Annotated in this window: 18 protein-coding genes and 1 pseudogene; 15 read left to right on the forward strand and 4 right to left on the reverse strand. The window is 50.9% G+C overall.

Annotated features, from left to right (window positions below; genetic code table 11):
- Nucleotides 1–52: 52 nt before the first annotated feature.
- Nucleotides 53–484, reverse strand: coding sequence for a hypothetical protein (locus IPH59_00750; GenBank protein ID MBK7090243.1), 432 nt, complete (start codon nt 482–484; stop codon nt 53–55).
- 184 nt (nt 485–668) lie between these two features.
- Between IPH59_00750 and IPH59_00755 the strand changes: the two genes are divergently transcribed.
- Complete coding sequence (locus IPH59_00755; protein MBK7090244.1) at nt 669–1583, forward strand: SRPBCC domain-containing protein; 915 nt, start codon at nt 669–671, stop codon at nt 1581–1583.
- A 10-nt stretch (nt 1584–1593) separates the two neighbouring features.
- On the opposite strand, the gene IPH59_00760 is transcribed toward IPH59_00755, so the two are convergent.
- Nucleotides 1594–2733 (reverse strand): HEAT repeat domain-containing protein, encoded by a 1140-nt coding sequence (locus IPH59_00760; GenBank protein MBK7090245.1) that lies wholly within the window; start codon nt 2731–2733, stop codon nt 1594–1596.
- 132 nt (nt 2734–2865) lie between these two features.
- On the opposite strand from IPH59_00760, the gene IPH59_00765 reads away from it, so the two are divergent.
- The 12 genes and pseudogenes from IPH59_00765 to IPH59_00820 all read left to right on the forward strand — a co-directional run bounded on the left by IPH59_00765 (nt 2866) and on the right by IPH59_00820 (nt 10804).
- The gene (locus IPH59_00765; protein ID MBK7090246.1) at nt 2866–4140 is read left to right on the forward strand and encodes a serine hydroxymethyltransferase; all 1275 of its coding nucleotides are present in this window, start codon (nt 2866–2868) and stop codon (nt 4138–4140) included.
- A 20-nt stretch (nt 4141–4160) separates the two neighbouring features.
- A complete protein-coding gene (locus tag IPH59_00770) occupies nt 4161–4466 on the forward strand; it encodes an MTH1187 family thiamine-binding protein (protein ID MBK7090247.1) in 306 nt (101 codons plus the stop codon).
- Between the two features lie 2 nt (nt 4467–4468).
- Entirely contained in the window at nt 4469–4813 is a 345-nt protein-coding gene (locus IPH59_00775) for a divalent-cation tolerance protein CutA (protein ID MBK7090248.1), read from the forward strand.
- 4 nt (nt 4814–4817) lie between these two features.
- A complete protein-coding gene (locus IPH59_00780) occupies nt 4818–5594 on the forward strand; it encodes an SAM-dependent chlorinase/fluorinase (GenBank protein MBK7090249.1) in 777 nt (258 codons plus the stop codon).
- A gap of 3 nt (nt 5595–5597) precedes the next feature.
- Nucleotides 5598–6049 (forward strand): annotated as a pseudogene (nrdR, locus tag IPH59_00785) (transcriptional repressor NrdR).
- A 7-nt stretch (nt 6050–6056) separates the two neighbouring features.
- Nucleotides 6057–6791 carry a twin-arginine translocase subunit TatC gene (tatC, locus tag IPH59_00790; protein MBK7090250.1) on the forward strand — a complete coding sequence of 245 codons (735 nt, stop codon included), beginning with the start codon at nt 6057–6059 and terminating at the stop codon, nt 6789–6791.
- A gap of 130 nt (nt 6792–6921) precedes the next feature.
- A complete protein-coding gene (locus IPH59_00795; GenBank protein ID MBK7090251.1) occupies nt 6922–7653 on the forward strand; it encodes a hypothetical protein in 732 nt (243 codons plus the stop codon).
- Nucleotides 7654–7677: 24 nt separating this feature from the next.
- Nucleotides 7678–8388, forward strand: a complete 711-nt coding sequence (locus IPH59_00800) for a hypothetical protein (protein ID MBK7090252.1) — start codon at nt 7678–7680, stop codon at nt 8386–8388.
- A 100-nt stretch (nt 8389–8488) separates the two neighbouring features.
- Nucleotides 8489–8674, forward strand: a complete 186-nt coding sequence (locus IPH59_00805; protein MBK7090253.1) for a 4Fe-4S binding protein — start codon at nt 8489–8491, stop codon at nt 8672–8674.
- Nucleotides 8675–8731: 57 nt separating this feature from the next.
- Nucleotides 8732–8932, forward strand: coding sequence for a LapA family protein (locus tag IPH59_00810; protein MBK7090254.1), 201 nt, complete (start codon nt 8732–8734; stop codon nt 8930–8932).
- Nucleotides 8922–9356, forward strand: coding sequence for an archease (locus IPH59_00815; protein ID MBK7090255.1), 435 nt, complete (start codon nt 8922–8924; stop codon nt 9354–9356). Before IPH59_00810 ends, IPH59_00815 begins: the two co-directional genes overlap by 11 nt.
- Complete coding sequence (locus IPH59_00820; GenBank protein ID MBK7090256.1) at nt 9353–10804, forward strand: RtcB family protein; 1452 nt, start codon at nt 9353–9355, stop codon at nt 10802–10804. Before IPH59_00815 ends, IPH59_00820 begins: the two co-directional genes overlap by 4 nt.
- Nucleotides 10805–10905: 101 nt before the next feature.
- Here the strand turns inward: IPH59_00820 and IPH59_00825 are convergent, their stop codons facing one another.
- Together IPH59_00825 and IPH59_00830 are read right to left on the reverse strand one after the other, a co-directional pair.
- A complete protein-coding gene (locus IPH59_00825; protein ID MBK7090257.1) occupies nt 10906–11244 on the reverse strand; it encodes a dockerin type I repeat-containing protein in 339 nt (112 codons plus the stop codon).
- Nucleotides 11245–11284: 40 nt separating this feature from the next.
- Nucleotides 11285–12052 carry a hypothetical protein gene (locus IPH59_00830; protein ID MBK7090258.1) on the reverse strand — a complete coding sequence of 256 codons (768 nt, stop codon included), beginning with the start codon at nt 12050–12052 and terminating at the stop codon, nt 11285–11287.
- A 181-nt stretch (nt 12053–12233) separates the two neighbouring features.
- Between IPH59_00830 and IPH59_00835 the strand changes: the two genes are divergently transcribed.
- Both IPH59_00835 and IPH59_00840 read left to right on the forward strand, forming a co-directional pair.
- A complete protein-coding gene (locus IPH59_00835; protein ID MBK7090259.1) occupies nt 12234–12911 on the forward strand; it encodes a hypothetical protein in 678 nt (225 codons plus the stop codon).
- A gap of 150 nt (nt 12912–13061) precedes the next feature.
- Nucleotides 13062–14798 carry a proline--tRNA ligase gene (locus tag IPH59_00840; GenBank protein MBK7090260.1) on the forward strand — a complete coding sequence of 579 codons (1737 nt, stop codon included), beginning with the start codon at nt 13062–13064 and terminating at the stop codon, nt 14796–14798.
- Nucleotides 14799–14828 lie beyond the last annotated feature (30 nt).

Consider the following 14828-nt stretch of genomic DNA (forward strand, 5'->3'; position numbering starts at 1 on the left):
GAGTGCAATAAAAAACCAAAAAAATGGGGATTTCAACGAGATTTTTTCGCTCTCAGCTTTTGCGTCCGAGGTGCCTGTAATAGAGGATACTCGAGAGCGCCATCGAACTGCCGATTGCCAGGTAAAACGGGGCAAGGTAAGGCATCGGTAACCCGGAATGCCGGATCACATAGCCCATGGACATCATCAGGATGACGAGGAAGTAACTTCGGGCATTCTGAAAGGCAAATATGCAGACTTTGTCGCTGCCGGGGGATTGCTGATAGATGCGATCAATATTTTGGCGGGCAAGTTTGCCGAACTTGAACCGGTATATCAACAATCCAACTACTAAACCGGCAACTAAGGCAAAGAGCAGATATGGCAATTTGCTCTTCAAGAGCCAACTCACTGCCACAGAGGACAAGAAAATCCCGGTCAGCGACCAGACTACTCCAGCTACTAAGGCAAGAGTGTTCCGCTTTGCAGCAGGTTTGCGGATCATCTGGTGTTCTTTCGTCTCATACGGCGGTCAGTATCGTAAGATTCTCTCGCCAACGCAACGGCCAGTTTTGGCGCAAGAAAGCATTTGACTCCATCAGGAACTCCCATTTCTTAGCAGCAAGCAATCGCAGTGAAATCTAAAGAATTTGACCGGAACCGGTAATAGTAGGAGCGGAGGTTTGATTATGAATGTGTATGAGCGTCTCAACTACGCGCTGTCGTCCGGCGAATTCGCAAAGTACATTGGTATCTGTTTATTGATAACATTGGAGGTAATGATGTCGAGCTCACAGGCAAGGGCGCAGGACGCTGCCGCTGCTCCTCAGTTCTATTTGGTTGAGTTACACGGTACACGAGATGGCTGGCCAGACAACATGACCAAAGAGGAAGAAGCCGTTCTTGGCGAGCACTTCGTCTATCTCAAAGAACTGACTGCCAAAGGCAAGGTTCTGATGGCAGGACCGGTCTGGGGGAAGTTCGGATTAGTGGTGCTCAAAGTGCAATCAGAAGCTGAACTGAAAGAGATTATGGACAAAGAGCCATCGGTCGTCAAAAAGGTTCACACCTATACTTTCTCTCCGATGGTAGTGGCTTTGCTTTCTGATTATATCTCGCGCGATCGGTATCCTTCAGAAATCACTGATCGAGTGATGTACAAGGAAGTTACAGTGAAAGCATCGCTCGATGATGTCTGGCGCGCTTGGACTACAAATGAAGGCGCCAACGAGTTCTTTTCTCCTTTCACGAAGATCGAATGTCGCACCGGCGGTCCGTATGAGATCTACTTCGACAACGAATCACCGATAGGATCCCGCGGCGGGGAAGGAAACAAAGTTCTAAGTTTTCTACCCAAGTCGATGTTTTCGTTCGAATGGAACGCGCCGCCAAGTTTCGGATCGCTGCGCGATGTGCGAACGAGAGTAGTCATCAACTTTGAGCAGGTCGGCACGGATTCAATAAAGGTAAAATTCTCCCACCTTGGCTGGGGCGCTGCGGAAGGTTGGAACGCGATCTATGATTATTTCGACCGTGCGTGGGGCTACGTTCTTGGCAATTTCAAGAAACGGTTTGAGTCTGGACCGATCAAGTGGGAAGAGTAGCTCTGCCTAATCACAAGTCCTTTCCGAGATACTTAGTCGCTCGCTCGCCGATGTACTTGCCATTACAGGAGACTTGCAGTTTGTAGGTTCCGGCGAGCTTCGGCACAAAGTTCTTATGTGCAAATCTGATCTTTTTGGAGATTGTCGCAACTTCATCAGGTGCCATCTCCAAGACGCCAAGAATGTACTTGGCAAGACGTGGCTTGTTGTTCTTGCCCGGTCCAATCATCAAGAGTTGCAAGCGCAGTTTGTGTTGCTGCTTTGAAGTGTTCTCAACCTTGAACTCAAAAGGGATACTTTCGCCAATAGCAATCTCTGCGGGTGTGCCCTTGAGCCAGACGAACTTTACACCTTCCGCATCGCCGAGACCCATCAACTTTTGGGCGTGGGGATGCCCCAACTTAATAAGTGTTCGCAAGGAACGTTGAACAATCCACTGACGTTCGGGACTGATCTTGCCCTTTGACCATTTCTCTATCCAAGTGCACAACAAATCGGGGTTGTCTTTGGAAATGTCGTTGAGGCTATTGGCGACAGCCTTGCGAACATATTCGGAGTTGTCGTCGAGGAGTTGTTCAAGCAGACCCTTGATCGGCGACGGATCGCGTTTGAGAACTGCGATATGTTTACACCAAACGCCGCGTGGACGAAGCGCTTCGGCGACCATCCGTCGAATAGTTGGATCCTTGTCAGTAATCCACGGACTAATGAGTGGAAGCACGACTTCGAGAGTATGCTCATGCACGACATTTTTCAAGACCCATTGTGCGGTTTCCTGAGTCCAGGTGCCCGGGAGTGCACCGGTGAATTTCAATGACTTCAGCTCTTTGCCAAGGTCGTGTTTGAAGTGCTCGAAGTGGACATGAATACCAATTGAGCGAATCTTGTCGCTTTCTGACGCAATCAGTGCTTTGCTCAATTTGTCACCCTGACCGAGCGTAACGATTTTGGAAACTATTAAGCGTGACTGATCGAGCAGTCCTTTGTCGAAATAGCCTTCACGTTTGATATCAGTAACCAGTTTGCGGACAGCCGCTTCCCCAAGTGCCGGAACAAGCGCAGAGCTCAACTTTGTAAGGCAATTCCGCTGCGGGGTTTCTTTGGGGACACCCTGATCAGATGGAATGTCGACATTGGTATTCTTCGCCATATTGAATTGATCCTTTATTCTCGTAAACTCAACTGATTGTGTTAGACGTATTTAGCCAAAAACTTGTTTCTCTTGATTCGACATTTGGGTATATTTTTTTCAGGCAGGGATTCTGCCAGTGAGGAGACCGAAATGTCCGTTCTTAAGCAATTCGACCCGGAAATATATGCAGCGATGCAGGGTGAAACCAATCGCCAAAACAAGAAACTTGAGTTAATCGCATCAGAAAACTTCGTCTCGGAAGCCGTCATGGAAGCTGCCGGCGGAGTGATGACCAATAAATACGCGGAAGGTTATCCCAAGAAGCGCTACTACGGTGGTTGCGAGTTTGTCGATGTTGCCGAAACATTGGCGCGCCAGCGGGCAACCGAGTTGTTCGGTGCTGAACATGTTAATGTCCAGCCGCACTCGGGTTCACAAGCCAACATGGCAGTATACTTCACGGTGCTCAAGCCCGGGGACACGATACTTGGATTGAATCTGTCGCATGGCGGTCATCTAACGCATGGCCACCCATTAAACTTCTCCGGCATTTTCTACAATGTTGTCGGCTACGAAGTCAATAAAGAGACAGAGACGATCGACTACGATGCACTGCATAAACAGGCACTTGAAACGAAGCCGAAGATTATTGTCGCTGGAGCGTCTGCTTATCCACGCACGTTGGATTTCAAACGCTTCCGCGAAATCGCCGACGCTTGCGGCGCATTGCTGATGGTTGATATGGCGCACATCGCTGGACTAATTGCTGCAGGCCTTCATCCGTCACCGGTTCCGCACGCTCACTTCGTCACCACGACAACGCATAAGACACTTCGTGGTCCGCGCGGCGGAATGATTTTGTGTAAGAAGGAATTCAAGAAAGACCTCGACAGGATGGTGATGCCGGGCATTCAGGGCGGGCCATTGATGCATATCATCGCGGCGAAGGCCGTCGCATTCAAGGAAGCGCTGCAACCGGAATTCAAGGTCTACCAGAAGCAGATTCTCGCCAATGCCAAGACGATGGCGGACGAATTCATGAAGATGGGTTATCACGTTGTTTCCAAGGGAACGGATACTCACTTGTTGCTGTTGTCGTTTGTTGAGAAGGGCCTGACCGGCAAGCAAGTTCAGGAAGCGCTGGATCTGGCATCGATAACGACTAATAAGAACACAATCCCGTTTGACCCGCAGCCACCGCTGGTGACTTCGGGAATTCGTATCGGTGCGCCGGCAATCACGACGCGCGGTATGAAAGAGCCGGAAATGAAGCAAATCGCCGGATTGATTGATAGAGTCATCAAGAATCTCAGCGACGAAGCGGTACTCGCTCAGGTCAAGAAAGATGTCGAACATCTCTGCGACAAGTTTCCGCTGTATACTGATCGGATGGACAAAGACATTGTCGTGCCGGTGATTCCGTAGACTAGTAGCGAAAGGCAAGGATGCTGGTAGAATTCTCTGTTGCTCCGATGGGACTCGGCGAGTCGATTTCGAAAGAAGTCGCCAAGGTGATTGATATCATCGACCGGTCAGGATTGAAGTATCGGACCCACGCAATGGGTACACTGATCGAAGGTGACTGGGAACAGTGTATGGCCGTGATCAAAGAATGTCACGATGCCGTACGCGCGGTCTCGCCGCGAGTGTATACCAGAATCGCTATCGACGACCGCGAAGGCAATTTGAGCAATATGGATCGCAAAATTGATTCTGTCCGGCAAAAACTTGGCCGCGACTTTCAGGAGTAGGGATGTCGCAACCAGTAGTTCTTCTCTCAACTTGCAGCGACGAAGCCAAAGCACAGGCTATCGCAACACTCCTTGTTGAGCAGAGATTGGCTGCTTGTGTCAATATCGTCAACGGTATCAAATCGACATATCGTTGGGAGGGAGTTATCCGGACCGACAACGAGGTACTCCTGATAATCAAATCACAACGCGATCAGGTGCAGTCGATCAAGCAGGTGGTTCAAGAACTCTCCGGGTACGAATTGCCCGAGCTGATTGCGATGGAAATCATCGACGGCTCGCAGCACTATCTCGACTGGCTCACGGTCGAGTCGCGTCAGCCGAACGTAGAAACCTCAACCGAATAGCCCAGTGAGCACGATTGCGCTTCTGACAGACTTCGGCGATAGCGATGGCTTCGTCGGCATGATCAAGGGCACCATCAAGAGTCTCGCGCCTCAATGTGAAATCATCGACATAAGCCACAAGATCGACAACTTTGATGTCCGTGCCGCCGCGTTTGTCCTGGAGAAGTCGATTCGATACTATCCGGCGGGAACGCTGTTCCTCGCCGTAGTTGATCCGGGAGTTGGCAGTGCCAGACGGCTCTTGGCAGCACAAGCAGGAGATTACTTCTTTGTCGCTCCAGACAACGGCATACTCTCGTATACGCTTAGCGGTTTTGCGAAGAAGAGTGTTTATTCCATCGAGAATGAAGAGATGTTTCTTCCAGACCACGGGCAGACATTTCATGGCCGCGACATTATGGCTCCTGTTGCTGCGCGGATTGCTTCGGGTACTCAGCTGGACCTAGTCGGTCCGCCGGTCGAAACGTATGCATTTCTCAAGATTCCTAATCTGCTCAAGCACGGCCGCAGTGTTATCGGCGAAATCGTCTACGTCGACAAGTTCGGCAATCTAATCAGCAACATCACAAAGAATGACTTGCCGCGAGACATTGAACTGTCAAATCTTAGGTGCACGGTTGGCGATGTCAAGAACGTCGCACTGGTAAACAGTTACAGCGAGGGAAGAGACTTGTCGGCGATTATCTCCGGATTCGGTACAGTTGAGATATTTCTCAACCAAGGAAGCGCTGCCGGCAAATTTCCCAAGGCTATTGGAATGACAATTGCGGTTGAGGGTTAGACGATGAAGTGTCCCTATTGCAGTGAAGAGTCGGACAAGGTAATTGATACTCGCTCTGTTCAGGACGGCAACGCGGTCCGGCGCCGGCGCGAGTGCTTGTCCTGCAATGAACGGTATACGACGTACGAATACATCGAGCGCGTGTCGCTCACGGTTATCAAATCCGATCAGCGACGAGAGAACCTTATGATCGTTCGAAGCTACTTCGCGGCCTGCAGATCTCTACTGCGAAACGACCGGTGTCGGAAAAGCAATTGTTGCAACTGGTCGAAGACGTCGAAACCGAATTATTCAAGATCAACAAGTCGGAAGTTGCCTCGCAGTTGATCGGCGAAATGGTCATGGAACGACTGCGCAACTTGGATGAAGTGGCCTACGTGCGGTTTGCCTCGGTCTATCGCAAGTTCCAGGACAAGACGGAATTCGTCGACGAGATCAAAGACCTGCTCAAGTAATCAAATCATGGTAGAATATCGCGAAATCGGCCAAGACGCTCCGGGGGGAGACATGCCGTTTCTTGAGCACATCGAGGAACTGCGCAAAAGGCTGATCAAGATTATCCTCTCGATTATTGGATTCGCAATTGTCGCATACTTCTTCTCCGACCAACTTGTCGAATTGGTTGTCAAGCCGGTAGGTACAGTCTACTTCCGACAGCCGGCTGGCGCATTCATGTTGCGCATGAAACTCGCCGGATTCGCTGGACTGGTGATGGCGATACCGGTGGTGCTGTTCCAGTTCTGGCGGTTTGTGATACCGGGGCTGTACAAGCGCGAAGTCAAGTATCTGGTGCCAGTCACAATTCTCGGCACGATCTTCTTTTTCGGCGGCGCAGGATTCTGCTTCTTCGGTGTGATTCCGAATGCCATCAAGTTCCTGCAGGAGTTCGGGACAGAAAATGTGAAGCCGCTGATCGATGTGTCTGACTACTTCTCGTTTGTCTTCTGGATGTGCGTAGCGTTCGGCGCCGTGTTTCAACTGCCGATCATCGCGTACTTCCTCGGAAGAATCGGGCTGATTACGGCTCAGACTCTCAGGCGTGGACGGCGATTTGCTGTCATCGGAATCTTGATTGTAGCGGCGCTGATTACGCCGACACCGGACGCGTTTAGCATGATGCTATTGGCGGTGCCGTTGTATGTGCTTTATGAGATTTCCGTATTTGTCGTGCAGTTCACCGGAGTGCGAAAAGAGTAGCCGCTCGATTTCGATAACAGTAGCAAGGTACAACTACGGGTTCCTTACGTTCCGGCGTACAGCCGCTAAATAACGCTTGTTCCAGCCCTTAATGGCTGTATATTCCCACGCAATTGCCGACTTGACTACTATGAAAACACTACGATACGCCATACTTGCCATACTTACTCTTGCTTCGACGGCGTTTGCCGCTCGTCCAACTGAGCTATACAACGCAGGGGATGTCGTCGAGTTCAGAATCGAACGAGGCGGCAAGGTATTTGGTACTCAGAAAGCGACCTGCGCCGGATTGAACACTGATGAAGGCGATTCACTCCTGGTTTTCAACATGGAAACCAAAACTGTGGTAGACCGCAGCGGACGTTCATTCGATATGGATGTCAATTGCGAAGTCGCTTACCGAACAAACGGATTGCCCCGCGACTACAAATTCGAACTAACACTACTCAATGCCAAAGTGACTCACGCGGGTCGCTTCACTGGCAGGGAATATGTCGGAACCGGTTCTCGCTTGGGCGTGACTCAGCCGTTCAATTTTCCACTTGAGCGCTGGCCGATTTTGTTCGACAATAACTTCGCCTTGCAGTGGGAAATCGCCGCCCAATCCGTACGGCGAAATCCAGGCGATTCAATGATGGTTGAGGCGATGATTCCGCAGATGAACCAGTTAATGGTATTTTCGGTGAAGGCGCTTCCTTTTGAATCGATTGAATATGCCGGTCAAAGTGTTCGTACCCGCGTACTGCAAGTCTCTCCGGCGAATCAGATTTTGTACCTCGACGATACGGGCCGACTTCTGAAGGCAGTCGACAAGGTGTCGGGAATATCGGTTATTCGTCAGGCACCGGGGGAATCCGCCTAGATCGTTCGTCAGTCAATTTGGACGATGATCTACAATCGCCTGACGGGTTACTTGATATTAACAGCAATGGCGTTGGGATGGTTTGTTGCATTGGGGTACTCCGGTGTGAAATTACCGCAGACATGGGCAACACTTATCATTGCGGCAGGACTGTATTGGCTGTCGCTTCAGGTCTTAATGCCGATTCAAAACGCGTACTTCGGCTGGGCGATTGACCCGCGCTCCGGTTCAGGAAATACATACATAATGCTATTTGGATCTGCGCTAATCTTTGCCATCGTCGAGTTAGCGGCAATCGCATTGCCGATTGTTGCATTCCATTTGATCAAGAGATTCGACTCGATCAAGATTGCGATTGCAGTCGGCATCGCGGCAGGAGCAGGATTCGGTCTAATGCAGGCCGCCAATCTCACGCAGTTTGGCGCCGACGGTTCGATTCTGCTGCCAGTGGACATGTTGCAGAAAGTAGCTCTGATCGGAGTCTGCGCCGTATGCGGCGGGCTGATCGGATTGTTTGTTACAACGGGCAGAACGTTTCCGTACTATCTCATTCCGATAGGAATTAAAGCGCTGTTGAACTGGACCTCGGTATTTGTGCAGAAAGGTGACTTGACATTGCCACCGCACGCATTTATATCAGCATTAATAGCAGCGAGTTGCGTCTATATGTTGTTTGTGTTCCGCAACAAGCTAAGCCGTTATGTAGTTTCGCGGAAACAAATCAAGACAAATTAAGCAAGTTTTTGCTTGCAGTGCCCGATAAAGCATATATATTTGTCGACGATACGAGAGCGAATTTTCGTATCGACATCACGCTGATGAGGAGGATATCATAATGGCAATGAAAATCACCGACGAGTGCACTGCCTGTGGATTGTGTCTGCCGGAGTGCCCGAACGACGCCATCGCCGAAGGGGACATTTACGTTATTGATCAAGTTAAATGCGACGAGTGCGCCAATGTGGACGGTGGTTCACGCTGCGTAGCGATTTGTCCGGTTGACTGCATCATTAAATCGTAACAAAGTCGACGTTCATTACTTGTGCCGTCGACAACGACGGCATTTTTTTTGGGGTATATGTTCACTGGCAAACAAGCCTGGATAATTTTACTACTTGCAGCAACCATCACGTTGCTTCTTCAGAACTCCGGCAATGTCCGGCTGAAGTTCACATTCTTTAGTTTTTCTCTACCGCTACCTGTCTTGATACTGATTGGAGTCGGAATCGGTATCGTCCTCGGCTTCTGGCTCGACCGACCAAAGAAAAATGCCAAATAGCCGCTATCAGTATCTCGAAAATATAGCCACCGCCGATGCTGCGTTTGAAGCCTATGGCGCCACCATGGAGGAGCTCTTTGCCAACGCTGCGCTGGCAATGTTCAATGTCATTGCGCCGTTGAACAAGATCGGCGTCGAATCGGTGCGTGATGTCACAGTGGCAGCCGATTCATATGACGAGCTGCTACACAATTGGCTCGCTGAGTTAGTGTATCTCAAGGATGTTCACGGCGAACTGTATTCGCAATTTAAAGTGAGAATTGAGACCCGCGACGTAATTCAGTTAGCGGCTGAGATTCACGGCGATACGATAGACAGCGTCCGTGAGTACACCCAAACAGATGTCAAGGCAGTAACCTATCACCGTTTGGCGATCGAACGCCGAGAAAATGGATTAGTAGCCACGGTAGTTCTGGATCTATGAAATATCCCGTTACGAAAATACGCGATGGCGTTTGGGAGATTGATCCTTCGGTCAAGAAGGGAATGCGCGTTCCGGCGCGGTTGTATTCGAGCGACAAACTGTTAGCTTCGCTAGATGACGGTGTCTTCGAGCAAGTCACGAATGTCGCCACTCTTCCGGGAATCGTAGGCCATGCACTGTGTATGCCTGACGGCCATTGGGGTTACGGATTCCCAATCGGCGGAGTTGCGGCATTCTCGATCAGCGACGGCGTTATCTCTCCCGGTGGAATCGGATTCGATATCAACTGCGGAATGCGATTGATAAAGACAAATCTGGTGCTCGATGAGATCAAGCCGAAACTGCCGCAGCTTCTGGATCGACTGTTTCAACTTGTCCCGGCCGGAGTTGGCGTGAAAGGCTCGGTGAGTTTGAACAAAAAGGAATTCGAGAGTGTGCTCGTCGATGGCGTGGCGTGGTGCCATAAGAATGGCTATGCCAATGATTCAGACCGCCTCAGTATCGAGCAGGGCGGCAAATTGCCAAATGCCGACCCATCGCAAGTTTCGCAAAAGGCGTTTGATCGCGGACGCGGGCAACTTGGAACACTGGGTTCGGGAAATCACTATCTCGAAATCGAAGTCATCAAACCAGAGAATGTGTTCGATGCCAAGATCGCCCAACGGTTCGGCATCGACCGACCGAATCAAATCGTAATCCTCGTCCACTGCGGTTCGCGCGGGTGTGGTCATCAAGTAGCAACCGACCACCTGCAGGTGTTCACCAAAGCGATGCAAAAGTATGGCATTGAAACAAATGATCGTGAGCTGGCCTGTGCGCCATTTAGTTCGCCGGAAGGGCAGGCGTATTTCAAAGGCATGACCTGCGCCGCTAACAGCGCATTCGCCAATCGACAGATCATCGTTCACAATATCCGGCGCGCTTTCACGGAAATCTTGGGAAAGTCGGAAGGGGAAATAGGACTCGAGACGATCTACGACGTGGCACACAATATCGCCAAGATAGAATCTTACGAAATCGGCGGCAAGAAGCAGAAAGTCATCGTCCATCGTAAGGGCGCAACACGCGCATTCGGACCAAACTCGCCCGACGTGCCGGACAAGTACCGAGATATCGGCCAACCGGTCCTGGTGGGCGGCTCGATGCAGACTGGATCATATCTGCTTGTGGGCACATCCAAGGCGATGGAAGAAACATACGGCTCGACACTGCACGGATCGGGGCGGACGATGTCACGAATGCAAGCTAAGAAAATGGTCAAGGGCTCGGAACTAATCACGGAAATGGCAGAGCAGGGAATTCAAGTGCGAGCAGCATCTTTGAGCGGACTCGCTGAAGAAGTCGGTTTTGCCTATAAGGAGATCGACGACGTCATCGACGCCGTTCACAATATCGGAATATCCAAAAAGGTGGCAAAGTTGGTTCCAATCGGGAATATCAAGGGGTAGAACCCACCCTTCTCGCTAATATTCAATATTCATTCAAAAATCGGAAAGCCATACCCGAGGCAACCCATCCCTTTCGGCTGCCTCGGGCATATTGAGAAGTCTTATCGAAGTGTCCCGCAGTGGGCTGGCCAGAGAGTGCAAGTTGCTGGCGCAGCGCCGCCTGAGAAGATAAACGCAATCAGAGCAACAGCGTCTGAAATCGACACTGTGCAATCGCCATTGACATCGCCGGAAGCCACAGCATACGGCGTTGGCGCTGGACCACCTGCAAATATGAAGCTGATGATAGAGACAGCATCAGAGACGTTGAGTACGGTATTGCCATCGGCATCGCCCGGTGTAACCGCGCACTGTTCATACCACGGGTTGGAGCAGAAGCAGCGCTCGACCGCCGGTGGAGGAGGATCCCACGGACTTCCAAAGCAGAACTGCCAGGCCATACCGTAGTCTGCTTGATTGACGATGCAATCGCCGGTTGCATCAAGCCAACTGGAGGGTTGTTGGGCTCTGGAACCAGCTTATAAAATACACGCAGTCGCTGATTGACAGCAAACCACTATTGTCAAAATCGCCATTAATTCCGCACTCCGCAGTACAAAGTGTCGAGAATGGCCGCACCTCAGCGGTAATCTTCGGGAAGCCAGGCGCAGTCTCGACGCCGTAGTAGTACATCCATTCAACCCAATCATCATCTATTGCCGAGTACTGCCATGCTTTACAGCGCTCGCCGTTGTTCTGTTCATCGAGTGCAAGCGGCGGATACACGCTCTTGACCGGAGCGATATACTCGACACCGACAAAGAACGGTCCCTTCAGGCAGCAAGGGTTGGTGAGTACTACCGTGCCGAAGTTCGGGTAGGCAAAAGTGGCGGCGTCGCAAATCACAATCTGGCGGCACATTTCCAAGCCCGGACCGTAACATTGATGCGACTCGGCGGCGCGGTCATAAACAATGAGATCTACTGTAGCCGGCCACTCGCTGGCGGGTATATCGACCAACGAGAAATTGACTGAGACTGACTCTGAAGGATAGCCCAGACAGTCGTTAAGGTCAAAGTAGATGACTGTTCGATCACCGACCTCGTTGTCAGACTTGTAGGCAGGATTCGAGCCATCGTTGTTGACTATCAGGCAGGTACCGGTATCACTGTCAAGAGCATCGGCCAAAGCAGGGGAATATGAACCGTAGCCGAAAATCACAGCGAAGGAGAGTACGTAGATGAGCCAAAGATTGAGGAACTTCCGCATAGGAACTCCATTTCGTGACGTGGTTCGACTATAATATAGTCCACGTTCATGTATTTAGCAATAGGGAAGTGGCACTCCGTGCCTTATCCACCACCTATTTATGGTTGCTAAGATTTCAGTCTGCTCGTATCTTAATTATGAACGAACACCATCTTAGTGAATCATATACGGAGCGGACGTTATGATGAGACAATTCGTCCTCACGATACTTGCCTTAATGGTGATACTGTTGTTGCTGCCAATCGACTTGATTGGCGGAGCACTCGAGTCCAATTCTTGTCCACAAGGAATAAGTCCGGAACTGAGGTTCTGGGAGATTACTGTGAGAGGGACCGCCAACGGTTCCGGCTGGGCATGGTGCATCAATGGCCCAACTTACAGCGTGTGCGATACTAACGTGACTGGCCTGGTGGCGGGCTCAGGTCCTGCTGAGATAGTCCAAGCTATCGTTGCCAGTATTAATTCCTCGGGATGTGCGGGAATCATCGCGGGCGCCGTTCAAGACTCGACTTTTGCAATTGGGAGCAGTTGTGTACAGGGTTTCGAGTTCTGTATCGGTCCGGCTGGTTCAACGCCGACCTGCTGCATTTCGGAATTGGATCCAAATTCGTGTTCTGTCGACGCGACTTTTGAGCAATTGGACTTCTATGAGTGCTTCATGTGCGGCGACGTAAACAACAGCGGCAACTTGAACATTTCCGATGTGATTTACTTGATTGCTTTCGTGTTTTCTGGCGGACCGCCTCCGCCGTATTGTGTCGGAAACGCGAATGGCGATTGCGTCTTGTCGATATCGGACGCGGTCTTCATTGTGAGCTATATCTTTGGCGGGGGACCTGCCCCAGGGAATTGTTGGTAATAAGCTCTCGATTGGTTCAATTGAGACATCGTGTCCAGTCTGATTGGCAAAAGAGTCAGACTACCGCTACTGAACTAACCCCTTGACAATCTCAAGTCCAGCACTAACTTTCCCGACAATTCTATTCATTACTGCCTCGAAAGGTTACGAATGCTTTGGAGTAAAACATATATACCGACATTGCGCGAAAGTCCGGCTGATGCCGAGTTGATCTCGCATAAAATGCTGATGCGCGGCGGCTATATCCGAAAATTGCAAGCCGGCGTCTACAACTACCTGCCGTTGATGCAACGAGTCCTGCACAAGACAATCAACATCGTCCGCGAAGAGATGGATCGCTCCGGCGCGATCGAAATCACGATGCCGGTGCTTCACCCGGCGGAACTGTGGCAGGAGTCCGGGCGCTGGCATGTCATGGGCAAGGAACAGATGCGGATGAAGGACCGGCATGATCGCGACATGGTGCTGGGCGGTACACATGAAGAAGTCGTGACGAACGTCATTCGCGGCGAACTGCGCAGTTACCGCCAGTTGCCGTTGAATTTGTATCAGATTCAGGTCAAGTTCCGCGATGAAATTCGGCCGCGCTTTGGCTTGATGCGCGGACGCGAATTCCTGATGAAGGATGCGTACACGTTCGATACTGATTTGGAAACGCACAAGGTCGCCTACAACAAGATGGTCGATGCATACTTCGCCACTTTCAATCGTTGTGGTCTCGCTGTTCGCAAGGTCGAATCCGACACCGGCGCGATGGGCGGATCAATGGCGCATGAGTTTATGGTGATCGTTGATACTGACTCCGGGGAAGAAGTGGTGTATTTCTGCAACAAGTGCGATTATGCCGCGAACGTCGAGAAGGCAGAGTCAATCGACCCGAAGAAAATCGCTACCGAAAGTGCCAAACCACTCGAGAAAGTACCGACGCCGGGAGCCGCAACGATTGAGCAAGTGACGGAATTCTTGAAAGTGCCAGCAGAACGATTGGTGAAAACGCTGCTGTATCTTGCCGATGGCAAACCGGTGGCAGCCTTGATTCGCGGCGACCGTCAGATCAATGAAACGAAACTGCGAAATCACTTTGCTTGTCTTGAACTGACAATGGCGACTGCAGAAGTAGTTGAGAAAGTAACCAAGGCGCCGGTGGGATTCGCCGGGCCGATTGGTCTGAAAGATATCCGCATCGTTGCCGATCCAGAAGTCATGTCTCTTACCAATTTTGCTGTCGGCGCGAACGAGAATGAAACGCATTACATCAACGTCAATCTCAAGCGCGATTTCGATGTCACGGAAGTTGCGACGATCCGCAACGCGATGATAGGTGATATCTGTACGCACTGCAAGGAAGGCACGCTCAATGCACTCAAGGGCATTGAGGTCGGCAATACATTTAATTTAGGTCTCAAGTATTCCAAGGCGCTCAATGCCAAGTTTATCGATGCAGAAGGCAAAGAGCAGTTGTTCTGGATGGGTTCCTACGGAATCGGCGTTACGCGCACAATTCAGGCGACCGTCGAGAAGTACAACGACGAGAAGGGTATCATCTGGCCGGCGACAATGGCGCCGTATCAGGTGGAACTTGTACCGCTGACGATGCAGGATGAAAAACTGCGTGCAGCATCATTCGAGCTATACGACCAACTCAATCGCGCCGGTGTGGAAGTCATAATGGATGATCGCGACGAACGCGCCGGGGTCAAATTCAACGATGCTGACCTGATTGGGATTCCGCTGCGCGTCAATGTCGGCTCGAAATCACTTGAGAAGGGCGAAATCGAACTCAAGGAACGCGCAAAGACCGATGTCATTCCAGTCAAGCTGGAATCGGCGGTCGAGACGGTCAAGCAGACGATAGCCCGGCAAATCGCCAATCCCCAGCCATTTTAGCGGCTGACAGGCTCGGAACGGAACAAACCG

This window comes from bacterium, from assembly GCA_016708315.1.
GTDB lineage: Bacteria > Zixibacteria > MSB-5A5 > CAIYYT01 > CAIYYT01 > JADJGC01.